Source organism: Mycobacterium sp. (assembly GCF_049647605.1).
GTDB lineage: Bacteria > Actinomycetota > Actinomycetes > Mycobacteriales > Mycobacteriaceae > Mycobacterium.
The window spans coordinates 1-24,782 of sequence record NZ_JBARXZ010000099.1 but is presented as its reverse complement, the minus strand read 5'-3'; the positions used below and the strand labels follow the sequence as shown (position 1 = coordinate 24,782).

24 protein-coding genes and 1 riboswitch are annotated in these 24,782 nt (G+C 66.2%); of the genes, 10 read left to right on the top strand and 14 right to left on the bottom strand.

Translation table 11 applies throughout. From position 1 onward, the window contains the following. Positions 1–4: 4 nt before the first annotated feature. From WBB07_RS12390 to bluB, 4 genes are read left to right on the top strand one after another with little or no spacing between them, the layout of a single operon-like run. Positions 5–670, top strand: a complete 666-nt coding sequence (locus WBB07_RS12390; protein ID WP_526308051.1) for a precorrin-8X methylmutase — start codon at positions 5–7, stop codon at positions 668–670. Then, complete coding sequence (locus WBB07_RS12385; RefSeq protein ID WP_526308049.1) at positions 667–2,196, top strand: precorrin-2 C(20)-methyltransferase; 1,530 nt, start codon at positions 667–669, stop codon at positions 2,194–2,196. Before WBB07_RS12390 ends, WBB07_RS12385 begins: the two co-directional genes overlap by 4 nt. Next, positions 2,118–2,987: a precorrin-4 C(11)-methyltransferase gene (gene cobM, locus WBB07_RS12380; protein WP_526308047.1), complete on the top strand. Its 870-nt coding sequence runs from the start codon at positions 2,118–2,120 to the stop codon at positions 2,985–2,987. The genes WBB07_RS12385 and cobM overlap by 79 nt, the downstream gene beginning before the upstream one ends. Then, complete coding sequence (bluB, locus tag WBB07_RS12375; protein ID WP_526308045.1) at positions 2,984–3,634, top strand: 5,6-dimethylbenzimidazole synthase; 651 nt, start codon at positions 2,984–2,986, stop codon at positions 3,632–3,634. Before cobM ends, bluB begins: the two co-directional genes overlap by 4 nt. Before the next feature lie 23 nt (positions 3,635–3,657). On the opposite strand, the gene WBB07_RS12370 is transcribed toward bluB, so the two are convergent. The 8 genes from WBB07_RS12370 to WBB07_RS12335 all read right to left on the bottom strand — a co-directional run bounded on the left by WBB07_RS12370 (position 3,658) and on the right by WBB07_RS12335 (position 12,636). Further along, a complete protein-coding gene (locus WBB07_RS12370; RefSeq protein WP_526308043.1) occupies positions 3,658–5,529 on the bottom strand; it encodes a propionyl-CoA synthetase in 1,872 nt (623 codons plus the stop codon). A gap of 140 nt (positions 5,530–5,669) precedes the next feature. After that, positions 5,670–6,968 carry a GAF domain-containing protein gene (locus tag WBB07_RS12365; protein WP_526308041.1) on the bottom strand — a complete coding sequence of 433 codons (1,299 nt, stop codon included), beginning with the start codon at positions 6,966–6,968 and terminating at the stop codon, positions 5,670–5,672. Between the two features lie 164 nt (positions 6,969–7,132). Continuing rightward, entirely contained in the window at positions 7,133–7,594 is a 462-nt protein-coding gene (locus WBB07_RS12360; protein WP_526308039.1) for a hypothetical protein, read from the bottom strand. Continuing rightward, a complete protein-coding gene (locus WBB07_RS12355) occupies positions 7,591–7,953 on the bottom strand; it encodes a glycerol dehydratase reactivase beta/small subunit family protein (RefSeq protein WP_526308037.1) in 363 nt (120 codons plus the stop codon). The genes WBB07_RS12360 and WBB07_RS12355 overlap by 4 nt, the downstream gene beginning before the upstream one ends. Continuing rightward, a complete protein-coding gene (locus WBB07_RS12350) occupies positions 7,946–9,856 on the bottom strand; it encodes a diol dehydratase reactivase subunit alpha (protein ID WP_526308216.1) in 1,911 nt (636 codons plus the stop codon). The genes WBB07_RS12355 and WBB07_RS12350 overlap by 8 nt, the downstream gene beginning before the upstream one ends. A 25-nt stretch (positions 9,857–9,881) precedes the next feature. Beyond that, positions 9,882–10,472, bottom strand: coding sequence for a propanediol/glycerol family dehydratase medium subunit (locus WBB07_RS12345; RefSeq protein WP_526308035.1), 591 nt, complete (start codon positions 10,470–10,472; stop codon positions 9,882–9,884). Between the two features lies 1 nt (position 10,473). Continuing rightward, positions 10,474–12,198 (bottom strand): propanediol/glycerol family dehydratase large subunit, encoded by a 1,725-nt coding sequence (locus tag WBB07_RS12340; RefSeq protein WP_526308033.1) that lies wholly within the window; start codon positions 12,196–12,198, stop codon positions 10,474–10,476. Positions 12,199–12,207: 9 nt separating this feature from the next. After that, positions 12,208–12,636 carry a diol dehydratase small subunit gene (locus WBB07_RS12335; protein WP_526308032.1) on the bottom strand — a complete coding sequence of 143 codons (429 nt, stop codon included), beginning with the start codon at positions 12,634–12,636 and terminating at the stop codon, positions 12,208–12,210. Between the two features lie 342 nt (positions 12,637–12,978). Between WBB07_RS12335 and WBB07_RS12330 the strand changes: the two genes are divergently transcribed. From WBB07_RS12330 to WBB07_RS12315, 4 genes are all read left to right on the top strand, one after another. Then, positions 12,979–13,722 carry a (2Fe-2S)-binding protein gene (locus tag WBB07_RS12330; protein ID WP_526308030.1) on the top strand — a complete coding sequence of 248 codons (744 nt, stop codon included), beginning with the start codon at positions 12,979–12,981 and terminating at the stop codon, positions 13,720–13,722. 239 nt (positions 13,723–13,961) lie between these two features. Then, positions 13,962–14,606, top strand: coding sequence for a response regulator transcription factor (locus WBB07_RS12325; protein WP_526308028.1), 645 nt, complete (start codon positions 13,962–13,964; stop codon positions 14,604–14,606). 117 nt (positions 14,607–14,723) lie between these two features. Then, positions 14,724–15,887: a uroporphyrinogen-III C-methyltransferase gene (gene cobA, locus WBB07_RS12320; protein ID WP_526308026.1), complete on the top strand. Its 1,164-nt coding sequence runs from the start codon at positions 14,724–14,726 to the stop codon at positions 15,885–15,887. Further along, positions 15,884–16,441, top strand: a complete 558-nt coding sequence (locus WBB07_RS12315; protein WP_526308024.1) for a histidine phosphatase family protein — start codon at positions 15,884–15,886, stop codon at positions 16,439–16,441. The genes cobA and WBB07_RS12315 overlap by 4 nt, the downstream gene beginning before the upstream one ends. Before the next feature lie 3 nt (positions 16,442–16,444). Here WBB07_RS12315 and WBB07_RS12310 read toward each other — a convergent pair whose 3' ends face one another. The 3 genes from WBB07_RS12310 to WBB07_RS12300 all read right to left on the bottom strand — a co-directional run bounded on the left by WBB07_RS12310 (position 16,445) and on the right by WBB07_RS12300 (position 18,281). Beyond that, positions 16,445–16,879 carry an OsmC family peroxiredoxin gene (locus WBB07_RS12310; RefSeq protein ID WP_526308022.1) on the bottom strand — a complete coding sequence of 145 codons (435 nt, stop codon included), beginning with the start codon at positions 16,877–16,879 and terminating at the stop codon, positions 16,445–16,447. Positions 16,880–16,890: 11 nt separating this feature from the next. Further along, the gene (locus WBB07_RS12305; RefSeq protein WP_526308020.1) at positions 16,891–17,475 is read right to left on the bottom strand and encodes a cob(I)yrinic acid a,c-diamide adenosyltransferase; all 585 of its coding nucleotides are present in this window, start codon (positions 17,473–17,475) and stop codon (positions 16,891–16,893) included. 86 nt (positions 17,476–17,561) lie between these two features. Next, complete coding sequence (locus WBB07_RS12300) at positions 17,562–18,281, bottom strand: MIP/aquaporin family protein (RefSeq protein ID WP_526308018.1); 720 nt, start codon at positions 18,279–18,281, stop codon at positions 17,562–17,564. Positions 18,282–18,590: 309 nt separating this feature from the next. On the opposite strand from WBB07_RS12300, the gene WBB07_RS12295 reads away from it, so the two are divergent. Next, positions 18,591–18,989, top strand: a complete 399-nt coding sequence (locus tag WBB07_RS12295) for a heme-binding protein (protein WP_526308017.1) — start codon at positions 18,591–18,593, stop codon at positions 18,987–18,989. A 69-nt stretch (positions 18,990–19,058) separates the two neighbouring features. Here the strand turns inward: WBB07_RS12295 and WBB07_RS12290 are convergent, their stop codons facing one another. The 3 genes from WBB07_RS12290 to cbiE all read right to left on the bottom strand — a co-directional run bounded on the left by WBB07_RS12290 (position 19,059) and on the right by cbiE (position 22,858). Then, on the bottom strand, positions 19,059–19,814 hold the full coding sequence (locus tag WBB07_RS12290) for a 5'-methylthioadenosine/adenosylhomocysteine nucleosidase (RefSeq protein ID WP_526308015.1): 756 nt from the start codon (positions 19,812–19,814) through the stop codon (positions 19,059–19,061). 35 nt (positions 19,815–19,849) lie between these two features. Further along, on the bottom strand, positions 19,850–21,367 hold the full coding sequence (gene glpK / locus WBB07_RS12285) for a glycerol kinase GlpK (protein ID WP_526308013.1): 1,518 nt from the start codon (positions 21,365–21,367) through the stop codon (positions 19,850–19,852). Positions 21,368–21,649: 282 nt separating this feature from the next. After that, the gene (gene cbiE, locus WBB07_RS12280; protein ID WP_526308011.1) at positions 21,650–22,858 is read right to left on the bottom strand and encodes a precorrin-6y C5,15-methyltransferase (decarboxylating) subunit CbiE; all 1,209 of its coding nucleotides are present in this window, start codon (positions 22,856–22,858) and stop codon (positions 21,650–21,652) included. 37 nt (positions 22,859–22,895) lie between these two features. Then, a riboswitch (cobalamin riboswitch) is annotated at positions 22,896–23,052 on the top strand. A 27-nt stretch (positions 23,053–23,079) separates the two neighbouring features. Between cbiE and WBB07_RS12275 the strand changes: the two genes are divergently transcribed. Beyond that, positions 23,080–24,782: VWA domain-containing protein (locus WBB07_RS12275; RefSeq protein ID WP_526308009.1), on the top strand; the 1,703-nt coding region annotated here is incomplete at its 3' end.

Here is a 24,782-nt window from a genome sequence, read left to right as displayed (position 1 = left end):
CTCGATGACCAGCCCCGTCCGGCCCACCAAGCGCTATGACTACATCGACAACGGCCCGGCGATCTACGTCGATTCCTTCGCGACCATCCGTCGCGAGGCCGACCTGTCGGCGATCCCACCCGAAGCCGAGAAGCTGGCGGTGCGGATGATCCACGGCACCGGCCAGCCGATGCTGATCAAGGATCTGGTGGTTCACCCGGATCTGGTCCGCGCCGGCCGCGCCGCCCTCGATGCCGGAGCCCCCATTCTCTGCGACGCCCAGATGGTGGCCACCGGGATCACCGCCAGCCGGCTACCTGCCGGCAACACCGTGCACTGCTTCCTGCACGACGAGCGTGTCCCCCCGATGGCCCGAGACTGGAGCACCACCCGCACCGCAGCTGCGGTCTCGTTCTGGGAACCGGTCATGGAAGGTGCCGTCGTTGCGATCGGTAATGCTCCGACCGCACTTTTCCACCTGCTGGAAATGATTCTCGACGGAGCTCCGCGCCCCGCCGCGATCATCGGCTGCCCGGTCGGCTTCATCGGCGCCGCCGAGTCCAAAGACGCTCTCATCGCCTTCGCCGACGACCACGGCATCGACATCCCGTTTGTCACGATCCGGGGCCGGCTCGGCGGTTCCGCCATGACCTCGTCGGCACTGAATGCGCTCGCCTCGGAGACCGAATGACAGCCGGCGGCACTGTCGGGAAGTTCTACGGCGTCGGTCTGGGTCCCGGTGATCCCGAGCTGATCACACTCAAGGCCGCCCGGCTCATCGGAGAGGCCGACGTGCTGGCCTACCACGCCGGAGTCAACAAGCAGTCGTATGCGCGCAGCATCGCCGCCGACCTCATCCGCGACGGTGTGATCGAGGAGGAACTGCGCTACCCCGTCACCACCGGAACCACCGATCACCCCGGCGGATATGCGGGCGCCCTCGCCGATTTCTACGAGGAGTCAGCGGCCCGGCTGTCGGTCCACCTCGACGCCGGCCGGACTGTGGTGCTGCTCGCCGAAGGCGACCCGCTGTTCTACGGCTCCTACATGTACATGCACGACCGCCTCAGTCCCGACTACCCGACCGAGGTGGTCCCCGGAATCCCGGCATTCGTGGCCGCGACGGCCGCCACCGCCTCTCCCCTGGTCCGCCAGACCGATGTCCTGACCGTGCTGCCCGGCACCCTCCCGGAGGCGGAGCTGGCCCGGCGGCTGGCCGATACCGACGGCGCCATCATCATGAAGCTCGGCCGCACGTTCCCGGCCGTGCGACGGGCCCTGGCATCAGCGGGCCGGCTCACCCATGCGTTGTACATCGAGCGCGCCAGTCACCCCGAACAACGGTGGATGCCCGTCACCGATGTCGACGAGACCTCGGTGCCCTACCTGTCGCTGATTGTCGTCAACGGCGATTCGGTCAACGGGCAGCGAACCCGTCGACCCGGTGAACTCGCCGCCACCCTCGAGACGCCCAGCGTCGAGGAAGCCGCCGAGCTGCTGGTGATCGGCCTGGGTCCGGGGCCGCAGGATTGGCTCACCCCCGAGGCCGTCGGCGCGCTGGCGGAGGTCGATCACGTGGTCGGTTACGGCCCGTATGTCGCACGGGTGCCGCAGCGAGAAGGGTTGCAGCGACACGCCTCCGGAAACACCGTCGAGGTCGACCGGGCGCGCTTTGCCCTGGACCTGGCCCGAAGGGGCGAGAAGGTGGCGGTGGTCTCCGGCGGCGACGCCGGCATATTCGGCATGGCTGCAGCGGTTTTCGAAGCCGCCGAGGACCCGGTGTACGCCGGGGTCCCGGTGCGGGTACTGCCCGCCGTGTCCGCGGTTCAGGCCGTCGCCGCCCGCGCCGGAGCACCCATCGGCGCCGACTTTGCGGTACTGAGCCTCTCCGACCGGCTCAAGCCGTGGTCCGTCGTCGAAGCTCGGCTGCGGGCCATCGCCGACGCCGACCTGGTCCTGGCCATCTACAACCCCGCCTCGCGGGCCCGCCCCGATCAGATCGCCGTGGCCCGCAAGGTGCTGCTCGAACACCGCAGCCCCGATACCGTCGTGATGATCGGCCGGGATGTCGGCCGGGCCGAGGAGTCCCTGACGGTGACCACCCTGGGCGACCTCGACACCGACACCATCGACATGAAATGTCTGCTGCTGGTGGGAGCATCGGCAACCCGGGTGACGGCTTCCGGACGGGTGTGGACGCCGCGGTGGGTCCGTTGAGCACCTCCGAGCGCCATCAGGTGCAGTTCGTGGGCGCCGGCCCCGGTGCAGCCGACCTGCTCACCCTGCGGGCGGCGCGCCTGCTCGCCGAAGCCGATACGGTGCTCTACCCCGGCACCTACCTCGACCCCGAGATTCTCGAGAACTGCTCGCCGACAGCAACTCTGGTCGACACCCAAGATCTCGACCTCGACGCGATCATCAGCTGCATCGTCGCTGCCCAGCAGAGCGGGCAGCGGGTGGTCCGCCTGGTCTCCGGCGACCCCACGATCTACAGCGCGGTGTTCGAACAGACCCGTCGGCTCGACGCCGCCGCCGTGCCCTGGTCGGTGACCCCCGGGGTGCCGGCATACGCCGCCGCGGCCGCCCGGGTGGGACGGGAACTGACCGTTCCACTGGTCGCCCAGTCGGTGGTCCTGACCCGGACCCAGCAGCGGTCCACGGCCATGCCCGACACGGAATCGCTGGCCGCCTTTGCCGCCACCCAGGCAACCCTGGTGCTGCACCTGGCGATCACCCGGACCCGTGAGCTCATGGCCGAGCTCGCCCCGTCCTATGGGAGCAACTGCCCCGTCGTGGTGGTCTACCGCGCCTCTCAACCACAGGAACTGGTGCTGCGGGGCACCGTCGCTGATATCGCCGACCAGGTCGAGGCCGCCGGCCTGCGCCAGGCCGCCGTCATTCTGGTCGGGCGGGCACTCGCCGAGCGACCGGACACCTGCGCCGGTGACAGCCATCTCTACGACCCGCTGCGCGATCGCACCACCAAACAGGTCGGGGGCCGTACATGAGTGCTCCGGCGCAACATCTCACCGGCAGTCTGTACGACGTCATCAACCGCAGACGGGACACTCGCCGGGAGTTCACCGGCGAACCGGTCGCCGATGAGGTGCTCGATCGCATCCTGTCCGCGGCCCACGCCGCACCGTCGGTAGGCATGTCGCAACCGTGGGATTTTGTCCTGGTCCGGTCCCCCGAGACGCTCGCCGCGTTCGGCGAGCACGTCGCCTTCGAACGGCAGATCTTTGCGTCGTCGCTGTCCGGGGAGCGCGCGGAGACGTTCGCGAACATCAAGGTCGAGGGCATCTGCGAGTCCAAGCTGGGCATCGTCGTCGGATACGACCCCACCCGCGGTGGACCGCAGGTTCTCGGGCGACACGCCATCGCCGACGCGGGACTCTATTCGGTGGTCTGTGCGATCCAGAATCTGTGGCTCGCCTCGACAGCCGAAGGCCTCGGTGTCGGCTGGGTCTCGTTCTACCGCGAGCAGTTCCTGCGTTCGCTGGTCGATATGCCCGAGCACGTGCGACCCGTCGCTTGGCTGTGTGTCGGTCACGTCACCGAGCTTCCCGGCACCCCGGATCTCGAACGGTACGGATGGCGCGACCGCGATCCGCTGGCCACCGTGGTACACCAGGAGCGTTACTCCCGCCGCTGAAGGCAGCGGCGGGAGCGACTACCTCACTTCTCCAGAACCGGCCGCAGCGCGTGCAGCACGGCCGGATCCTCGATGGTCGACGGCACCGCCTCGTCCACCCCGTGGGCGATGTTGCGCATCGCCTTGCGCAGGATCTTGCCTGAGCGGGTCTTCGGCAGCGCCGGAACGACATCGACCAGTTTGAAGGACGCCACCGGTCCGATCTCGTCGCGAATCAACGCGATCAGTTCGGCGGGCACGCCGTCTTCTGAGGCTTTCGCCTTGAGCACCACAAAGCCGCGAGGTACCTGACCCTTGATCTCGTCGTCGACACCGATCACCGCGCATTCGGCGACCGAAGGATGTGAGGCCAGGACCGCCTCGATGGCACCGGTCGAAAAACGGTGCCCGGCAACGTTGATGACGTCGTCGGTACGTCCCATCACAAACAGGTAGCCGTCCTCGTCGACAAATCCCCCGTCGCCGCTGAGGTAGTACCCGGGATAGGCGCGCAGGTAGGACTCCTGGTACCGCGCGTCATCACCCCACAGGGTGGCCAGCGTGCCCGGCGGCAGCGGCATCTTCAGACAGACCGCCCCCTCCTCGCCCGGGCCACACTCGGATCCATCGACATCCAGGATCGCCAGGTCGTATCCCGGCATGGGCACCGTCGGAGAACCAGGTTTGATGGGTAGCTCCTGGACCCCGACCGGATTCGCCGCGATCGGCCATCCCGTCTCGGTCTGCCACCAGTGGTCGATCACCGGGATTCCCAGCTTCTCGGTCGCCCAGTGGTAGGTGTCGGGATCCAGCCGCTCACCGGCCAGGAAGAGATAGCGCAGGCCGCTGACATCGTGCTCCTCGAGGTACCCCGCGGCGGGATCTTCCTTGCGGATGGCGCGGATCGCCGTCGGCGCGGTGAAGAGCACCTTGACCCCGTGCTCGGAGATCACCCGCCAGAACGCCCCGGGATCGGGGGTGCCGACCGGCTTGCCCTCGTACAAGACCGTCGTGGCACCTGCCAGCAGCGGCGCGTAGACGATGTAGGAATGGCCGACAACCCAGCCCACGTCGGAGGCGGCCCAGAACACCTCGCCGGGTTCGATCCCGTAGATGTTTTGCATGGTCCACAGCAGCGCCACCGCGTGACCACCGTTGTCGCGCACGATGCCCTTGGGCTTACCCGTGGTGCCTGAGGTGTAGAGGACGTACAACGGGTCGGTGGCCGCGACCGGGACCGCGTCCCGGGGCACGGCGGTGGCCATCACCTCATCCCAGTCCAGATCGCGACCGGCGGTGAGTTCACTCCGCAACCGGTCCCGCTGCACGACGACGCAGTGCCGCGGCGGATGCGTGGAAGCAGCCAGAGCGGCCTCGACCATCGGCTGATAGGGCACCACGCGGGACGGCTCGATTCCGCAGGAGGCCGACACCAGTACCGCCGGCTGGGCATCGTCGATGCGGGCGGCGAGCTCGTGGGCGGCGAATCCGCCGAACACCACCGAGTGCACCGCGCCTATCCGCGCGCACGCCAGCATGGCGATGACTGCCTCGGGAATCATCGGCATGTAGATCACCACCCGGTCGCCCTTGGTGACTCCCAGGCCGTGCAGCACACCCGCGAACTTCGCGGTCTCCTCCAGGAGCTCCCGGTAGCTGTACGTGCGTGCGGTCCCGGCCACCGGTGAGTCGTAGATCAGCGCCGCCTGTTCGCCCCGCCCACCGGCGACATGGCGGTCCAACGCGTTGACGGAGGTGTTCAGCTCGCCGCCGGCAAACCATCGGGACAGCGGCGCCGCACTGTCGTCGAGCACCCGCTCCGGTTCACGACTCCAGGTCACCGCCTCGGCGGCCTGCGACCAGAACGCGACCGGATCCTCGATGCTGGCGCGGTAGTGCTCTTGATAGCTCGTCATGCGGGCTCTGCTCCTTCACGTGCTCGTCTCACCCCGTCGAAGATCAGCCCGGCGAGTTCGGATCGAGGCGTAGTAAACAGCAAAGACCCGCTGCTGGGAATCCCTGATGCCGTTTCCCCGACTTTCGGATAGCCCCGGTCTCAGCCCAGGTCGAGGTCCAGCGCCACCAGGTGGCCACGGGCCTGCGCCCGGCCCATCGATCCGACCTCGGAGCTGTTGTGCAGCAGCCACCAGCCGTCACGGTCATCGCGCCCCTCGGGCAACTCCAGCCAGCGGCGCAACAAGGCGGTGTCGCCGGAGGCCACCACGGCCCCGCGCAGGGTTGCGCTCAACTCCGAGCGCAGTCGCGCAATGGCGGGCGACATCGACCGCGGCAGCAGGGCACCCGTGTAGTGGTCGAGAGCCGTCACCACCTCACCGGCCTTCAGCGCGTCGAGCACCGAGGAAAGGTCGCCCTTGATGGGTCCGAGAAGCCGATACGGGCGCGACCCCACCAGCCCTGGCAGGGCCCGGCGCATGCGCGACACCTCGGCCCGGACGGTCCCGACGTCGAGGTCCTTGTCATCGAGGAGCAACGCGAGCTGGTCTGCGCCCAGCCCCTCTGGGTGGTGCATCAGCAGCACCAGGATGTCGGCATGGCGGGGCGAGAGCGGGACGGTGCGAGTTTGGCCCCGCTCGCCGGTCAGCTGCCAGGTCGGACGGTCGACGCCCATCACCTTGAACCGGGCGTTGCCGACAGTCGGGTCGACCGCACCGGGGGCGACCAGCCTGGCCAGCGCCAGGTGCTTCTCCACCGCCAGGGCGGTGGCCCGCACCAGGGCCAACGTTCCCGGAGATGCCACATCCGTGCCGCCGGTGAGATCGATGGCCCCCAGGATCGCCCCGGTGGCCGGGTCGTGTACGGGTACCGCGGTGCAACTCCATGGTTGGGCGGCTCGGGAGAAATGCTCCGAACTGCGGATCTGCATCTCACTGTCGAGGGCCACCGCGGTGCCCGGCGCGTTTGTCCCGGCTCCCCGCTCACTCCAATCCGCGCCGGCCACGAAGTTCATCTCCCCGGCTTTACGGCACGCCGACGAGTCACCTTCCACCCACAGCAACGTGCCGTCGGCCGCCATCACGGCCACCACCACGCCGGAGTCCTCGGCATCCTCGACCAGCAAGCGCCGGATCAGCGGTAACGCGGGCGCCAAGGGATGCGCCTCGCGAATCCTGGTGAGGTTGGAGGACATCACCAGGTCGGGTGCCGCCCCGAAGTCAGGATCGACCCCGGTGGCCAGGCTGCGCCGCCAACTCGCTGCCACCACCGGGCGAATCTCGGCAGAGTCGAGAGACCACGGATCGAGCTCTCCGGCGATGAAACGTTCGTGAAGTGCCTGCAGCTCAGCTATCCGCGCCCGATCAGATATCCGGCCGCCCAACGATTTCCACATCTCCATCAGCGATCACGCTCCTCGCAACTTCTGTGCGATGGTTCCGAAATCCCCGAGCCTCCCGCTTTGTCCCGCTGCCGCCACGATACCCAATCGCCGCAAGCCCGGACAGAAATCCACCGTAGGTCAGCACCGCCCGGAATGGGGAACCACCGACTGCGTCAGAACGATCAGCCCGCACTCCGTTCGGCGCCGGATGGGATCAAGACATTTCCCAACCCCACGCGCTTCGGGCCCAAATTGGCCTCGGCAAGTTCAAGCATGCTGCGCCACATATCATTTCGTTCAACACGAGCACGTTCCACCACCACGGCACGCCATTGCGCGATATACGGTGAGAATCGGCGGTTCTCGTCGATCAACTCGACGGTCTCCTCCGCGAGTGCGCGTGATGCCCGCTCGTCGGGATGCAGGGTCCGCCACATTCGGGCCGCAACTCGCACTCGGCGTCGATGGTCGATCAGAGCGGACAACAGCCAGCGGATCGCGGCGCGCTCGTCCTCACTGATCCATGTCGCATCTGAGCAACTGTTCAGGAATGCCTGCTGCATCTTGATCAGATCATTGAGCTCGTGGAGGACCCGCGCTTCCTCGGAGCGCAGCTCAGCCACCGGTGCCCGGTAGGCGCTCATGAATACTCGCTGGTGCGAAGTGGCACACCCACCACGATTCGCGCGGCGTTGTGACCGAGAATGCGAACCTCGGCAGGTTCCGCGCCCGGCGCCGAGGTCAGTTCGGTAAGCGGTTGAGGCAGCTTGTCGTGTTGTACACAGACCCCGCCGGCAGAGTCGATGCCCACCCCGACGCTCAAGGACGAACGTCCCGCGGCCGCGACCGCCAGGGAGAGCGCGTCACCTCCGCCGGCTGGTCGTTCGACCACCGACGGGACACCCTCTTCCTCGATCCCCGCCAACAACTCACTCTCGAGCTGCCCGCTTCCCTGACTGAACACCAGGATGGCCGGCTTTTCCGGTTGACCGCCTTCAAGCACGCGCACCCACCTCCGAAGCCACCGCCTCGTGGCGGTCGGCCATGACCGGCACGTCCGTCATCTCGACGACCGATGACGCGTAGGACGCGACGAGTCCGGAGGCCACCGCGTTCCTGGGACCTTCGGTGCCACGAACGTTGCCGGTGCCGCAGACGATCCCGTACGAAGCAACGGCGTCGGCGATCAGCTCCGGAATCTCGAAGTCCAGTGCGCAACCGCCGAGCAGCACCACAAATCCGATCTGGCGCAGATCACCGCCGGGGGCGACACTGCGAAGTGCCCGCAGCGCGTTCACCACGAACACTCGTTCCTTCGCCGTCCGGCGAACGTCCCGGATGCGTTCCAGCGAGTGCCGGGTGGGTATCGGGTTCATCTCGCCTTCGTGCTCACCCAGGGTCACGACCCGCGCGAACGCGGTTGCCGGCAAGGGCTTTTCGAAGAACTGCACGGTCCCGTTCTCGAGACGAACATGAAAGAAGCTCTCCGCCTTGCCCAACGGGCAACGCTTGATCTCCTCGGCAAGTTCGAGGTTGTCCAGCCCCAGCTCGGCATCGATCAATTTGGTGACAAGATCACCGGCACCGGCCAGGTGTGTCGCATCTGTGCGGCCGTCACGGCCGATCGCCGCCGCGTCCGTCGAACCGCCACCCATATCAAGCACCACCAGCGGCTTGTCGGTCCCGGGTGTGGTGAGCGCCCCGAGAACCGCCATCTCCGCCTCGACGCCACCGACCACAACCTCCACCCGGTGGGCACCGGCATGGCGCAGATGCTCGGCCACCGCATCCGCGACGGCCTTCATCCCGCTCTCCTTGGTGCGGACCATCGCCGCCAGCGCGACAGCGTTCTCCAACGCGACCTCGCCGGCGACACCGCCCCGGACCTCTTGCGGCACCAATGTGTCGATCGCCAGGAGATCCTGGATACGCACATCCGCCAGTTCATGTTTGGACAGATCCGCCATGCTCTGACGGACGTTGGAGATCATCCCGCCGGTGTTGGTTCCGGCTTCGCCCACCACGTCGACCAGCGGGCTGACCCGCTCCACCTCCGACATGATGTCCGCTGCACCGAGCGAGACGTTCACGACAGCTTTCTTGGAGTTCCCGATCAACTCCAGCGAACCCGCCGGGATGGTGCGATCGGCGACATCACCGGAAGGAGTCCGGACCACCACCGCCGAACGGTTGCCGGTCAGTGCCCGGGCAACCGGAGAGACGACCTTGGTCTGATCGGGATCCAGGGAGAAGATCGTCGCCAGACCGTAGGCGTTCGACAGGGTTCGGATGGACTGCCCGGGTGCGGCCACCTCGACCGCGGCCATCATCCCCCGCGGTACCGCATCGATGCGCGACACCTCGTCGATGATCGGGATCTTGGTACGCAGTCGGTTGGCCACCAGAACGGCGTCGTCGTTGCACAGGATCGCGGCGGTCACCTCGACACCACGATCGCAGGCCTGATTGATCGTGGCGGCCGTGAGGTCGAAGTCGACCCCTCTGGGCACCACGGGGATCAGCTGCTCTCCCGGTTCCGCGTCGGCCAGGGACTCGAAGTCGACAATCGTGCCGACTCCGAGTCCGCGACCTCCGGGCGTACGGGGGTCGTGACCGATCATTGTCGACTCGGTGATGATGGTCTCGGTGATGGTCTCCATCGCCAACCCGCTGATCACCGGCGTTGCCTCGTTGAGAAGTATCAGCTCGAGATCAGCCAGCTGGACGCCGGCGCCTTCCAGCGCCCACATCACCGCCTTCGCAACACCGTCGACGTTGCTGACCGTCCCCTTGATACCCGTCGTGCGCGTCAGTGCCGCGCCGACATACTCGACCGACCCCGAGGTGTCGATCTCCGCGAGACTCGCCTCTGTCGTGGAGTTGCCGATATCGACCCCGACGACCATCCTGTTCACCAAGTCAACTCCCTGTCTATCCGGCCGCTGCTGTGGCGAACTCCGGGATCACTTCGACGGTCTTTGCCCCCTTTTTGACCAACTCGGTCTCCTTGAGGTGCAACAAAGCCGCCTTGGCCTGCCAGCGCGGACGAGCCATTTGATCGTTGAGGGTCGGAACCGGCTCCGGCGACTCACCTTTGGCGTACTGTGCAGCGTTTGAGCCGATGTTGCGGTAGGTCTCGAGCGTCAGCAGCGGACACTGCGGGAACAATTCGAGGCTGGACAGCCGCGGCAGGTCCCGCTGGTGAATCATCGAGGTGCCGCGGGCCAGGATCCCGATCCCGATTCCGGAACCCGACAGCTTCGCCGCCGTGTGGGCCATCAGCGCGAGGTCGGCGCTGTGCTGAACGCGGATACATCGCGCGCTCACCTCTTGCTCCTCGATACCGGCCAGGATCTGGCGGATCACCTCGGCGTGCGACAACCCGATGATGGTCTGGCTGAACAGGCTCGCAAAGGCCGGCGATATCGCGACCACCACTTCATCGGCGCGCTTGCCCCGCTCGGCCACGCCGCCCTCGCTGAACGAGATCTCCCGTTGGCCTTCGTTCACAATGCTCGACACGTCACTCCACCTCCAACTCTGGATTGGATGCGCTCGTCACGTGGCGCAGCCGTTTCATTTCTTCCCAACGGGCCCCGGAAGGCCGATAGCCGGTACCGGGACCTGCATAGTCATTCGAATCGTTGACAGCCGACAACGGCTGGAGGTCGCGGGTCAGGATGGCCGAGGTCTGCAGCAGGTCACCCGAAACACGTTGGCGCAGAACAGCTAGCAGGTTCGAGGCGACATCGGAGAAACCGGTCGATTCCAAGGCCTTCACCAGATCGAGGCCGGTGATGTTGCGGTCCATCACCTGCTGGGCACCCTTGAGGTCCTCGAGCACATCCCTGGGGATGAGCTCACGGCTGCCGTTGGCGTAGACGGCCGTGTCGACCTCGGCGTCGGTGATCGGCGGCAGATCCAGGTAGCGGAACACCGCCTGCAGCGCCTTGCCTGCGCGGGTACGCACGGCGAGGATGTCGGCCTCCTTGACGTGCCGCAGCCCTCCGTCGATCTGCAGATCACGCTGGATGGTGTTGAAGTCGTCGTAGTCGTCGCTCTCGAGGTTCGATCCGGCAAACATGTTGTCGTAGTTGGGCATCGAGGAGAAGCCCGAGCACACGAAGTCGGTTCCCGGCATCATCTGCGGCATCAACCGCGCAGTGCGCCGCATGGCCGAATGCGAGAACGACTGGTCGTTGCCCGACGCGCATTCCAGGTCCACCGCCGAGGCGATCAGGTTCTCCGCGGCGACCGCCCGAATACCGGCCGGTACCGCACCCGGAACACCGATGCAGGAGATCGAGCCGTTCTGCAGTCCCTGCACGCCGGCACCCTTGGCGATCAGGATGCAGCGAATCTCCAGGTACAGCATCGACTTTCCCTGAGCGTTGCCCATCTGCACCTCAGAACCGGTGCCCGAGGTGAAACGCATCTTGATACCGCGCGAGGCATACGCGGCTGCGAGGAACGCTTTCGACCACGGAGTGTCGTCACCGTCGACGAAGACCGGTTCGGTGCCGTACACCGAGATGGTCTCGGCGTATCCGGTGATGCCACGCATACCGAGATCCAGCTCGGTGGCCTCCTCCAGTGCGCACTGCGTCAGCGGCCCACCGGTGCCGACCTGGCTGCCGATCTGCTGGGCCATGGCGACCAACGGCGCGTACCGCACCACACCGAGGGTCGTCTCCACCTCGGAGAAACCGCGCAGCGAGGCTTCTGCGGCGTCACACACGACCTGGATCGGGTTGTCCCTGGCACTGGTGCAGTGGCCTTGGTTCGCCGGCGTGCGACGGGCCCGCATCTTCTGCATGCCCATCATGATCTCGACGATGTTGAGGTTCTTGGCGACCGCCAGCAACTTGGCGGGAGTCAGGCCTTTGGTGATGGCAATGACCTCGCTGCGGGTCACGCTCGGGTCGACCAGCATGCGGGCGATCTCGTTCGCCGGCAACGCCATAGAACTTTCAGAGGTCTCGACATCGAGTGCCTTGTCGGCGATGAACTGGTCGATGAAGTCGAAGTCGGCGCGTGCGACGCCGTCCATCTCCACGATGAGACCGTTTTCCACCCGCACACTGGGCTGCGGATCGAAGTCGCTGTCCATTGCGACCATTCCGACCTCGGGCCATTCCTCGACAAAGCCGTCGAGGTTGACCGGGCGGTCCTCCAGGATCAGAGTTCGAGCGGAATGCCGTACTCCATTACCTGCGGAGCCGGATTTCTGCATGGGTTCTGCCGTCATTGTTCTGTCCTATTCGCTCGTCGCCAGGATTTCGCGGCGCTCGTAAACGTCGGCCGCCTCACGCACCAGTTCAGAAAGCATGGTTGCGCCGTATTGGGTCTGCAGTTCTTCGGCAATGGCCTCGAGTTCCGCTTTGGTGGACGCATTGGGACGCAATGCGTTGTAGATCTCCAAAACGCGGTCGTCGGCGATGGCTACCATTTCTGCGGCCCGTCGAAGATTGGCGCCCAGCTGGGTTCTGCCGGATTTCTCCGAAATCTGGGCCTGGAGTCGGAGCGTGTCCGGCGTGATTCGGAGATCAGCGGCCTGAACCTCGCCCGAGACCACCGCTTCAATGGTGATGTCCTCGATGGATTTGCCGGTAGGGGTGAAAAGCAGGTCCCTTCGGTTTGCACTCAACGGATAGTCCACCGCGGGATCGAGGATTGGTTGCGTCATGCACTGCTCCAAGAGGTTGAGGGGTGACTTCGCGCCACCTGACGTCAGCGAGCGGGACACGTTCGTCCCACGCCGCGCAATTGTGTCTCGTGTCACGTTGCAGAAACGTTGCAGTGCGGGTCACTGCCCGAAAGGGCAGGCTACGGGCCTGCAAGTGCCGCCACTCGGAGAGGTTGCACAAGGCTGCACGCCCCGACCGAAGCCGGCACAACGCCGGCCGATCCGCCGGCTTCGAACCCGCCCAGCGCTGGCACTCCGACCAGAGCGGAGACCCCACCAACCGAAGAGGAACCACCTGGTTGGGTGCCGCTCGCCGAGCTGCCGGGTTAGCGTGAAGGGGCCATGGATACCGCTGACACCACGCCAGGACAACCGATCACGGCTGTCGATGGCACCGAGATTCTCACTCGTATCGCCCGCCTTGGCGACTACTTCACTCTAGATACCGATACCGGCGAAGAATGGCAGCCGGTGGCAAATCTGCTCGATCATGGATACCTGGCGGAATCTGTTGATCGCACCCGTGCGGCAATAGCCCAATGGGCGGGCTGTGAACCTCAGAAAATTCCGCTCAGAGTGGCATCCTCGTCGTTCCAGCTCGGAATTGCCTCGCGCCTTTTGTCACCCACCATCGGAGCCGCAAGCACTTTTGCTGCAGTCCCGTTACTCACCGCCGATTCCGTGAGGTGGACAACTACAGCGAGCCATTCCCCGCGGTTCGGCGTGGCGGTGTGCGGATGGTCGACTACACCCACTACCGTCAGTGCCGCCGCCGCAATCTCCGCATCATTGATCCACGAAATTCTTCAACCGTTGAATGAGGCGCTACGATCGGTGACGGCGCTGTCGCGCAAAGTCATGTGGGGAAACGTGATGTCCGCCGCGAACGGCGCGGTGACCGTCATGGCCCTGTCTCAGCCGCAGTACGAGAGCCGCGGCCGGGAGCTGGTCCGGGCACTCATGGAGACCGAAAACCTCTCGGGAACCGCAAGGTTCGAGCACAACAAGTTCGTCCGGCGCAGCTGCTGCCTGTTCTACCTTGCCCCCAACTCGGGTCTCTGCGGGGATTGCGTGCTCGCAGAGTAACCGGCGTCTCAATCACGGCGGTGGCGGCGACTTCACCACGTTGCAACGTTACTGCAACGCCCCCCGCAATAGCATTCGGCCCGCTGACCTGGAGGACGGAGTCAATCATGGGTTGGTCACAGACACGGTACGCGCCCGTCAACGCGGCGCCGAGGAGCCCCGAAACTGGCGCATCGCACCGAATCTCGGATAACAGAACAACTTTCACTGAAGTCAAACGTCTACGCACGGTCTTCGTAATGGACGACGACCTGTTGCGTCACGGCCTGATACACCTCGTCTCGCAGTCCGGTGGGATCATGTTGATCGGCGAGCTGAGACACGACGACGAACTCGTTGATCGGCTACGTGAGCTACAACCGGACCTGCTTGTTGTCGGAATGGATCGCGGTCTGTCACTGGCCCAGCTGCTCGGCGAGTTGGAGTTCGAGCCCAAGGTGATCGTCGTGATGGATGACGCGGACACCTCAGCTCAAGCGATCGATCTCATCAGATCCGGCGCCGACGCTCTGGTGCACCGCCGATCCCCGTCAACCGACCTGCTGCGCGCCGTTCACAGAGTGATCGAAGGTCAGGCCGCGCTCGACGCTTTCAGCGCCGACGCGCTGATCGCCGAACTGCGGGCACCCGCCGCCGACCCGGTATCGGATTGTTCGCTATCCCTCACCCGTCGAGAACGTGAAGTGCTTTCGCTGCTCACCGAAGGCCTGGACAACCGCACGATCGCAACCAGACTCTTCATTGCGGAGGCGACCGTGAAGTTCCACCTGCACAACATCATGGACAAGTTCGGGGTGCACAAACGTGCGGCGCTGGTGTCGGCGGCGCTGCGTGGTCACCGAGGCGGCCTCGGCGAGTACCGGCCGACAGCTCACAGTGTTTGACCCCCGACCGGTGGCAGAGTTCTCGGGCCCACCGGCGCAGTCACGATGGCACGCCCGACTCCTCCACGAACGACAGACCAGCTACAACGACTACCAGCACAGAGGCGGCGCACGCTCATGACCGCGAACTCGATTCCCACCGTTCGCCGGGTTGAACAGACAATCTCGGTTGACCTACCGGTGCTCGGACACCACGTGCTCGTCGCCGGTTCTGCCGGGCGGGCGATGGCGACCACGGGCGCGCTGATCCGCGCCGGCGCCGAGGTCACCGTGGTGTCCCCCGAGCCGACGGCGTATCTGTCGGACCTGGCCGATCGCGGACTTGTCGCGATCCGCGAACGGGACTTCCAACCTAGTGATCTCGATTCGGCAGCACTGGTTTTCGCGTGCACCGGCATCGAAGCACTCGACAGCCAAATCAATGACGAGGCCCGTAGGCGTGGAGTGCTCTGCATCTACGAAGACCCATCTGACATCGCGGACCCGAACTCGACCCCGCACGCTGACCGACCCCGGGTCGGCAGGGTGATCCTGGTCGGCGGCGGACCCGGAAACCCGGGTCTGCTCACCGTCGCGGGACGTGACGCCATCGCCGGCGCTGACGTCGTCGTCACAGATCGGCTCGCTCCGGTCGGAGTGCTCGCCGAGTATGCACCGCACGCCGAGATCGTCGACGCGTCGAAGATCCCCGGTGGTCGGAGGATGGAGCAGAGTCACATCAATTCACTGCTCATCAGTCACGCGCTGGAAGGCAAGACCGTGGTTCGCCTCAAGGGAGGTGACGGATTTGTCTTCGGCCGAGGAGGTGAGGAGATCGACGCCTGCGTGCACGCCGGTATCCACGTGGACGTGATTCCCGGTGTCAGCTCCTCGATCGCGGCCCCGGCCTCGGCGATGATTCCCGCCACCCATCGCGGCCTCACCCAGGGGTTCACCGTGATCTCCGGCCACGTGCCGCCGGACCATCCCGAATCGACGATCAACTATGCGGCTCTGGCACAAACCAATACGACCATCATCTTGATGATGGCGGTCGGGAATCTCGATGCCATCACTGCGGCGCTGGTCGACGGCGGCATGGACCCCGAAACACCGGCGGCGGTGATCGCCGACGGCAGCCTACCGAGCCAGCGCGAAGTCCGGGCCGGCCTCGTCACGATCGCCGCGGCGGCCCGAGACGCCGGAATCGGCGCGCCCGCCACAACGGTGATCGGCGCGGTCGCCGGTTTTGTTCCAGGTCAGGCCATACAACCAGTCCTGCCGAGACTGAATGTGGGATGATCCAGGCGGTCGGCGGCCGACGTAGCCGTCACTTGTGGCTGGTACGTCACGGTGAGTCGACGTGGAACGCCCAAGGCCGGATGCAGCGGCAGGTCTCGCACCCGCCGTTGACCGCGCGCGGGACCATGCAGGCCTACGCCGCCGGCTATTCCTTGCAGGACAAACAGATCGAACGAATTGTCAGCTCGGATGCGGTCCGGGCGATTCAGACGGCACAAGCGATGGCGACGATCCTCGGCGCCGAGACGGTGATCGACAAACGCCTTCGTGAACGGGGCTGGAGCGACGCCGGCAGATTGGTCTCGGCGTCCAGCCGCACTCCCGAGCATCTCGAGGACCCGACCGAGCGGATCCAGGCCGCGCTACTGCACATCGCGGCCTCGGACTGCCCGACTGTTGTCGTCACCCACGGTGACATCGTGTGCGCGGTTCTGGATCTACTCGGGGAGCGCGATGCCGCCACAGCCACCTGGGCGACGGGCACCGACGTCCCGAACGGCGTGGTGCTGCAGGTGCGGCTCCGCAGACTCATCCAGCGGCCGGACCGAACCTGAGGCTCAGGCGTTCAACGCGGCATCGACACTGATCTTCACGGCCGACAGTGCTCGGCCGATCGGGCACATCGACGATGCGGTGCGGGCGAGGTCCACGAACTGCTCGTCGGTTCGATCGACTCCGCGGCCGCGGACGATCAGGGCGATGTCGGCAATTCCGAAATCCACCTCCGGGCCGCCCTGAGTGACCACAACTTCGACGTGAAGATCCGGGGCCTCGTCTGGCCCCGGATCGATCAGCGCCGCCAATTGCATTGCGTAGCAAGAAGCGTAGGCCGCCGCGAGTAGTTCTTCAGGAGAAGTCGTAGACGCCTGGTCCGAGGCGCGGGTGGCCAGCGAGTAATCGAAGCTCGCCTGCCCCGACGACGTGAGTTCGATCGAACCCGACCCGCCGACCAGCGATCCACGCCACCGGACTGTCGATACCCGTGTACTCATGAGTGTCCTGTCTATCCGGATTGTTTGGTGGCTCGGTCGCCGCCGGGCCGCCACAGCACGTCACCGTCGGGGTTGGCGCAACGAGCCAAGATGAACAGCAGGTCCGACAACCGGTTGAGGTAGCGCAGCGCAAACTCGTTGACCGGTGCGGTCTCGGCGAGGCACCACGCACTGCGTTCGGCACGCCGGGACACGGTGCGGGCATGGTGCAGATGCGCGGCGGCAAGCGTGCCGCCCGGCAAGATGAAACTGGCAAGTTTCGGCAGGTCGGCGTTGAACTCGTCGCACCACCCCTCGAGCGCGGTCACCTGAGCTTCGGTGACACGCAACGGTTCGTACTCGTTGACCTCGGCCTCCGGCGTGCACAGGTCGGCGCCCACATCGAAGAGATCGTTCTGGATGATCCCCAACACCGCCGCGGTCCGGTCGTCGAGGCCGCCGGCGGCAATCGCCAACCCGATGACCGCATTCGTTTCATCGCAGTCGGCGTAGGCGCCGACCCGCACGTCAGACTTCGCGACCCGCGACATGTCACCGAGGGCGGTGGTGCCCTTGTCGCCGGTTCGGGTGTAGATCCGCGTCAGATGAACGGCCATGCCCCACCTTCCCTACGTCTAGTCCTGGATTTCCCGGCAGCCCTTGCTGCAGATGGCTCCAGCCTACGGATGGATGTCTGTCGCGGTCACACGACTGCCGGCAGGAGCATTGCCACTCCGGCGGCCAGTGCGGCACCGATCAGCGGACCCAGCACCGGGACCCAGGAGTAGCCCCAGTCCGGCTTGGCCTTGCCCTTGATGGGCAGGAACCAGTAGGCGATCCGGGGGCCGAGGTCGCGTGCCGGGTTGATCGCGTAACCGGTCGGCCCACCGAGACCGAAGCCAATGGTGATCACCACAAACGCCACGGCGGCATAACCCAGTGCCTGATTGGCCAACGGGTTGGTCAAGATCCAGATGATCAGCACGAAGGTGGCGATGATCTCGGTGACGATGTTCCACTGGACACGGCGCACGGCCGGCGCGGTGCAGAAGATGCCACGCGTGCCCGAGTTGTCGTCCATGTTGTCGAACTGCAGTTTGAACGCAGCCCAACACAGCGAGGCACCGACGATACCGCCGAGCATTTGCGCCGCCCAGTACACCAGGACCGACGACCACGGGATTCCTCCCGATATCGCCACGGCAAGTGTCACCGCCGGGTTGATGTGCGCCCCCGACGGGGCAGCGATACTGGCGCCGGCAAAGACGCCGAAACCCCACCCCAGCACGATGATCAGCCAGTCGCCGCCACCGCCATGGGAGTAGGAATTCTTCAAGACCACCGCGGCCACCGAGCCGTTACCGAGGAGGCAGAGTACCGCCGTGCCCAGGAACTCCCATACGAAGATGTCGATATTCGACACTGACACAACCCCTCTCGCGGGCTGACGCATCCCAATCCGGTCCGGATGGATTCACCGAACTCGCCTAGTCTGTTGCCAAGCCGCCGCTCCGCGACGTTTTTTCCGATGTCCCGATCACTTACTCTCCCGATGGGCGGCAAATACTGATCAAAAGGTGAGGTTTTGGCTAGGCTCCCACTAGCCGGAGTGCCAAACGCGGACAAACCACTGCCATCGGCAATGATGGGCACTATCATCGTCCCGGCCGCCTGCATCTCGCCGCGCAATAGCCAAATATGTTGCAGGAAAGCCTATTCGAAAGGTCAATTCATGTCTGCCATTACCCTGTCCGCTGCCACGGCCGCGATCGAGGCCTCCGTCGCCAAAGCACGTGAGATCGGTCAGCCGATGAACATCGCAGTGGTCGACGACGGCGGTCACCTGGTCGCATTCGTCCGGATGGACGGGGCGATCAAGGCCAGCATCGACATCTCCATCCGCAAGGCACGCACCTCGATCCTGATGAATGCACCCACCGCCGCCCTGATGCCGTTGGTGCAGCCGGGTGCCGAGCTCTACGGACTGGAGCAGACCTCCGGCGGCATGGTGATCTTCGGCGGCGGAATGCTGCTCACCGACAACGGGGTGGTCATCGGGGCCATCGGTGTCAGCGCCGGCAGTGTGGAGCAGGACGTGCAGGTCGCCGAAGCCGGCGCCGCAACGATCTGACGCAGACAATCGACTGACATCAAGAGTGGCCCGCCCGATATCTTCGGGCGGGCCACTTTGAGTTGGTGGTCAGCGAATGGCCGGAAGGATCCGGCAGAGCACGGTCGCGCTGATCGACGCCACCCGGTCGACGAAGAGCGGGAAGTCGATCGATGAATCCCGCCCGGCGAGATCGGACAGGGCACGGATCACCAGCCACGGGATGCCGAAGGTCTCACACACCTGCGCAACGGCGCCCCCCTCCATCTCGACGGCGCTCGCCCCGAACTTCTCATGGAGCTGTCCCCGGGTGGCCTCGCAATGGATGTACTGGTCACCGGTGAGGATCGTCCCCGCGGTGATCCGAGGCGGTCGGTCCCGGCCGCCGGCGGCCCGCGGGATCACCGGTAGCTCAACCCCGTCCAGGCAGGCGGTGACCCGGGCCAGCAGCTCAGCATCGGTCTGGTAACCGAGCTGCCCGGTGGGGTTGATGAACGAGACGTGCCCGGGTTGGTAGCTGAGCAGCGTCTCGTTCTCGATGCGGCCGCAATCATGTTGCACGATATGGTCGGCGATGACGACGTCGCCGATGTCCAATGTCGGGTCGAGACCTCCCGCGACCCCGGACAGCACCACCGCATCGCAGCGGAATCGTTCCGCCAGCACGGTTGTCACGATGGCCGCGTTGACTTTTCCCATTCCTGCGCCGGCCAGCACAACGCGCCGGCCGGCCAGGAGACCTTCGCGGAACTCGGCATGTCCGATGGTCGTGGGTGTGGCGTCGTCGAGCAAATCCTGCAGGTGCGCAAGCTCTTCCGGGATAGCGCAGATGAGTCCAATGGTCACAACGCCGGTCACCTCGTCCTTCGTGGAGTGCCGTTCTACCCTACATCGACCCAATCCAGGGTGCGCTGCACGGCTTTCTGCCAGCCGGCGTAGCCGGCAGTCCGCTGCTCCTCATCCCACGATGAGGACCAACGCTTGTCCTCCTGCCAGTTGGCCCGGAGGTCGTCGGGGTTGTCCCAGTAGCCGACAGCCAGACCCGCGGCGTAGGCGGCGCCCAGCGCCGTGGTCTCCGCCACCACCGGCTTGACCACGTCGACACCGAGTACGTCGGACTGGATCTGCATGCACAGATCATTGGCGGTGATACCGCCGTCGACCTTCAAGACCTCAAGGTGCACACCGGAATCGGCTTCCATCGCGTCGACGACATCGCGACTCTGATAGCAAATCGCCTCCAGTGCCGCACGTGCGACATGTGCGTTGGTGTTGAAGCGCGACAGGCCGACAATGGCGCCACGGGCATCCGAGCGCCAGTACGGCGCGAACAAACCGGAGAACGCCGGAACGAAGTAGACCCCACCGTTGTCCTCGACCTGCCGGGCCAGCGACTCGCTTTGCGCGGCACCACTGATGATGCCGAGTTGATCGCGCAGCCATTGGATCGCCGACCCCGTCACCGCGATGGAACCCTCCAGCGCATACACCGGCTTCGCGTCACCGAACTGGTAACACACCGTGGTCAGCAACCCGTTCTCGGAGCGCACGATCTTCTCGCCGGTGTTCAGCAGCAGGAAGTTGCCGGTCCCGTACGTGTTCTTGGCTTCCCCCGGCGCCAGGCAGACCTGGCCCACCATCGCCGCCTGCTGGTCACCGAGAATCCCGGTGACCGGCACCTCACCGCCGACCGGACCCGCGGCCAGCGTCACTCCGTACGGCTCAGGAGAGGACGACGGCACGATTCGGGGCAGCATCTGGCGCGGAATATCGAAGAACGACAACAGTTCATCGTCCCAATCCAGCGTCTCCAAATTCATCAGCATGGTCCGGCTGGCATTGGTCACGTCGGTGACGTGTACTCCGCCACGCGGGCCGCCGGTCAGGTTCCACGTCACCCAGCTGTCGCTGGTGCCGAAAATCGCGTCCCCGCGCTCGGCGGCCTCGCGGACACCGTCGACGTTCTCGAGGATCCACTGCACCTTGCCGCCGGAGAAATACGTCGCCGGGGGCAGGCCTGCTTTCCGTCTGATCACATCGCCGCGCCCGTCACGGTCCAGCGCCGCGGCGATGCGGTCGGTGCGGGTGTCCTGCCAGACGATCGCGTTGTAGTACGGCCTGCCGGTTTTCCGGTCCCAGACCATTGCTGTCTCACGCTGATTGGTGATGCCGAGCGCGGCCAGATCTGCCGCCTGCAGGTTCGTCTTGTTGAGCACCGAAGTCAGCACCGATGCCGTGCGCTCCCAGATCTCGACGGGATTGTGCTCGACCCAGCCCGCCTGCGGCAGGATCTGCTCGTGTTCGAGTTGGTGACGACCGATCTCGGCGCCGCTGTGGTCGAAGACCATGGCCCGGGTGCTCGTGGTGCCCTGGTCGACAGAGATGACAAACTCAGCCATGCTGCTCCTTCTATCCGATGTCGGGGAGCACCGGCACACTCACGCCGCTCCACGCTCTACTGGGTCAGGTCGTACCAGGCGTTCCCGCCCAACCGAGACTGGTTGTCTCACCGCATACCTGGCGAATTCAGCCGCGATGGGTGTTCCGGCAGACGACACCGGCGCCACGCACGCAGGGTACCCCTGAGTGTGATCGGTGTACGTGCTTTCGAACGGGCTCGCACCGCGGTCGCTGCCCGAGGGACCGCAATCAGGCGCCGACCGGCCCCCGGTTCCGCGCGATCAGCGCTGGAGGTACGCCCACTGAGTGACGGCGCGACCCGGTGTCCAGCCGGTGAAAGTCCCCACGGGAGCCGCCCGCTCGACGTGAATTCGGGTCAGCTCACCGCCGTGGCGGCGGTAGGCCTGCCCGAGCAGCACCTCGGTCTCCAGGGTGACCCCGTGCACCACCAATCGGCCGCCCGGGCGCAGCGAGTCCAGACAGGCGTCCAGCACTCCGGGGCGAGTGGCGCCGCCACCGATGAAGACCGCATCGGGTGCGGCCAGACCGTCGAAGGCATCAGGGGCGGTGTTGTTGACGATCTCGAGGGTCGGCACCCCGAGAGCGCGGGCATTGCGAGCGATTCGCTCGGCCCGCGCCGGATCCGCTTCGATCGCCACCGCCCGGCACGTCGGATGCGCGCGCATCCATTCGATACCGACCGAACCCGCGCCGGCACCGACGTCCCACAGCAGCTGTCCCGGGGCCGGCATCAGCCGGGCCGCTGCCGCCGCGCGCAGGTCGCGTTTGGTCAGCTGGCCGTCATTCTCGAACGCCTCGTCTGGAAGCCCTGTTGCCCAGCCGGTTTGGAGCTCTCCGATCAACTCCAGGGCAACGATGTTGAGACGCGGCACCACTGCATCGAACACCTCGGCCGTGGTTTCCAGTCGAGATTCGGTCGGGCTGCCCAGATTTCCCAGTACCACCATCCGGCTGGCCCCATAGCCCCGGCCACCGAGCAGGCCCGCCAATTCCGCAGGGGTGTTCTCGTCCGAGGACAGCACGATGATCCGCCGGCCCGGTGCCAGCTCGCGCAGCACTGCGTGTGCGTCGCGTCCGACGACGCTGACGACAACGGTCGACTCCGCCGGCCAGCCCAGTCGCGCCCGGGCCAGCGCCGGCGACGACACCGCCGGCAGCACCGTGACCCGATCGGCTCCGAGTACGTCCACCAAGGTCGAACCGATCCCGCTGACCATGGGGTCCCCCGAGGCGAGGGCGACGATGCGGCGCCCGCCGAGGGAGTCCAGAAATGTGGTCAGCGCCGGACGCAGCGGCGACGGCCAGGCCAGTCGTTGTTGGCCGGGCACCTCCGGCAGCAGCTCGAGCTGCCGCGGCGCCCCGACGACAATTTTGGCGTCACCGAGCACCGACCTGGCGGTATCGCCGAGTCCAGCCCAACCATCGGCGCCGATACCCACGACAACCAGACGCACGTCCGCGACCGCCACGGCGGCGATGCTAGCGTGACAGGTGCGAGGTGCCCCGAGTGCCCCGTGCCGGCGACGGTGCGTACGGTGCGAGGGGAGAATCTGGGAAGCCCGGTGAGAGTCCGGCACAGGCCCGCTGCGGTGATCCGACTTCGGCCCTGCCCTGCAGGACCGAACCGGTCAGTCCGGAGACCGGCCTCGCCAAGACCGTCATCGGTTCGCGATCATGGGCGGAGCTCCTCATGCTGCAGCTGTATCCTTTTTCCGCCGTGCTCGGCGCCGACCCCGACGGGCCCGACGGCCTCGACGACATGGCGCTGGCCCTGTTGTTGACCACGGTGTCCCCCGGCATCGGCGGCGTACTGGTCCGTGGCCAGAAGGGGACCGCCAAGTCCACCCTGGTCCGCGCACTCACCGAGGTGCTGCCGCCGATCGACGTGATCGCCGGCGACCGGTTCTCCTCGGATCCGGGCGACCCGCACGCGGTGTCCCCCGACGGCCCGTTCGACGCCGCAGCGGCGATCGAGACCCGGCCGGTGCGCCTCGTCGAACTGCCGGTGGGAGCCACCGAGGACCGGGTCGCCGGATCCATTCAACTCGAACGTGCGCTCAGCGACGGCGCCATCGACTTCGAACCCGGGCTGCTCGCCCATGCCCATCGCGGCATCCTCTACGTCGACGAGGTCAACCTGCTGCACGACCATTTGGTCGACCTCCTGCTCGACGCCGCCGCGATGGGCCGGCTCAGCGTGGAACGAGACGGCGTATCCGTTACTCATGCAGCCAGATTCGTACTGGTCGGCACCATGAACCCCGAGGAGGGTGAACTCCGGCCCCAGCTGCTGGACCGCTTCGGTCTCACCGTCGAGGTGGCCGCGCCGCGCGACCCGGCGCTGCGCGCCGAGGTGGTCCGCCGCCGGCTCGCCTTCGACGCGGACCCAGAGGGGTTCCGCAGCTCCTACGCCCAAGCACAGCAGCGGCTTCAGCAGCGCATCCGGACCGCTCAGGAACTGGTCGCCCGGGTGCACCTCAGCGACGAGATGTTAATGAAGGTCACCGAGGTGTGTGCCGCCTTCGAGGTCGACGGGCTGCGCGCCGACATCGTCACCGCCCGGACCGCGGCGGCCCACGCCGCCTGGCAGGGCCGCGATCACATCACCGTCGAGGATGTCCGGGTCGCCGCCCGACTGGCCCTGCCACACCGGCGCCGGCGCAATCCGTTCGACGCACCCGGTATGGACGAGCAGGCGCTCGACGATCTGCTGCCCCCCGACTCGCCGGAACCCGATCCTGATCCCGATGGCCCCGACGATGACGGCGGCGGCGGCGAAGACGCCCCCGACGGCATCGACCACACTCCCCCGGCAGGCGGCCAGGACGGCACCGAACCCGCGCAGGGCAGCCGCGCGCCTGCCGCGGTGGGAGCCGGAGAACCCTACCGCGCAAAGCTTTTCACCGTCGACGGGGTGGGTGAAGGACAATCCGGGCGGCGCAGCCGGGCTCGCACCTCAGCCGGTCGCCGGGTCGGCGCCACCAGCGTCGAGGGCGCCGGTCACGGTATCCATCTGGTGGAGACCGTCCGGTCGGCGGCACCGCACCAGATCGCCCGCGGCCGCACCTCCGGCCGACTGCAACTGCAGCGCCAGGACCTGCGCCGAGCAGTCCGGGAAGGTCGCGAATCCAACCTGGTGCTGTTTGTCGTCGACATGTCGGGCTCGATGGCCGCCCGCGAGCGGATGCGTCACGTCAAGACCGCCATCCTGTCGCTGCTCCTGGACGCCTACCGCCGCCGGGACCGAGTGGGCCTGGTGACGTTCCGCGACACCGGCGCCGAACTGGCACTGCCGGTCACCGGCTCGGTGGACATCGCCGCCCGGCGCCTGGACGACCTGCCGGCCGGCGGGCGCACGCCGCTGGCCGAAGGCCTGCTCGAAGCCGCCGAGGT

What these genes read in the sequence shown, in the direction of transcription:
- WBB07_RS12305 (WP_526308020.1), bottom strand. Translation starts at nt 17,475, where the DNA reads ATGGCCGTTCATCTGACGCGGATCTACACCCGAACCGGCGACAAGGGC.
- WBB07_RS12330 (WP_526308030.1), top strand. Translation starts at nt 12,979, where the DNA reads ATGGATACCGCTGACACCACGCCAGGACAACCGATCACGGCTGTCGAT.
- cobA (WP_526308026.1), top strand. Translation starts at nt 14,724, where the DNA reads ATGACCGCGAACTCGATTCCCACCGTTCGCCGGGTTGAACAGACAATC.
- WBB07_RS12325 (WP_526308028.1), top strand. Translation starts at nt 13,962, where the DNA reads ATGGACGACGACCTGTTGCGTCACGGCCTGATACACCTCGTCTCGCAG.
- bluB (WP_526308045.1), top strand. Translation starts at nt 2,984, where the DNA reads ATGAGTGCTCCGGCGCAACATCTCACCGGCAGTCTGTACGACGTCATC.
- cobM (WP_526308047.1), top strand. Translation starts at nt 2,118, where the DNA reads ATGTCTGCTGCTGGTGGGAGCATCGGCAACCCGGGTGACGGCTTCCGG.
- WBB07_RS12315 (WP_526308024.1), top strand. Translation starts at nt 15,884, where the DNA reads ATGATCCAGGCGGTCGGCGGCCGACGTAGCCGTCACTTGTGGCTGGTA.
- WBB07_RS12360 (WP_526308039.1), bottom strand. Translation starts at nt 7,594, where the DNA reads ATGAGCGCCTACCGGGCACCGGTGGCTGAGCTGCGCTCCGAGGAAGCG.
- WBB07_RS12335 (WP_526308032.1), bottom strand. Translation starts at nt 12,636, where the DNA reads ATGACGCAACCAATCCTCGATCCCGCGGTGGACTATCCGTTGAGTGCA.
- WBB07_RS12310 (WP_526308022.1), bottom strand. Translation starts at nt 16,879, where the DNA reads ATGAGTACACGGGTATCGACAGTCCGGTGGCGTGGATCGCTGGTCGGC.
- WBB07_RS12350 (WP_526308216.1), bottom strand. Translation starts at nt 9,856, where the DNA reads ATGGTCGTCGGGGTCGATATCGGCAACTCCACGACAGAGGCGAGTCTC.
- WBB07_RS12340 (WP_526308033.1), bottom strand. Translation starts at nt 12,198, where the DNA reads ATGACGGCAGAACCCATGCAGAAATCCGGCTCCGCAGGTAATGGAGTA.
- glpK (WP_526308013.1), bottom strand. Translation starts at nt 21,367, where the DNA reads ATGGCTGAGTTTGTCATCTCTGTCGACCAGGGCACCACGAGCACCCGG.
- WBB07_RS12385 (WP_526308049.1), top strand. Translation starts at nt 667, where the DNA reads ATGACAGCCGGCGGCACTGTCGGGAAGTTCTACGGCGTCGGTCTGGGT.
- WBB07_RS12370 (WP_526308043.1), bottom strand. Translation starts at nt 5,529, where the DNA reads ATGACGAGCTATCAAGAGCACTACCGCGCCAGCATCGAGGATCCGGTC.
- WBB07_RS12390 (WP_526308051.1), top strand. Translation starts at nt 5, where the DNA reads ATGACCAGCCCCGTCCGGCCCACCAAGCGCTATGACTACATCGACAAC.
- WBB07_RS12295 (WP_526308017.1), top strand. Translation starts at nt 18,591, where the DNA reads ATGTCTGCCATTACCCTGTCCGCTGCCACGGCCGCGATCGAGGCCTCC.
- WBB07_RS12365 (WP_526308041.1), bottom strand. Translation starts at nt 6,968, where the DNA reads ATGGAGATGTGGAAATCGTTGGGCGGCCGGATATCTGATCGGGCGCGG.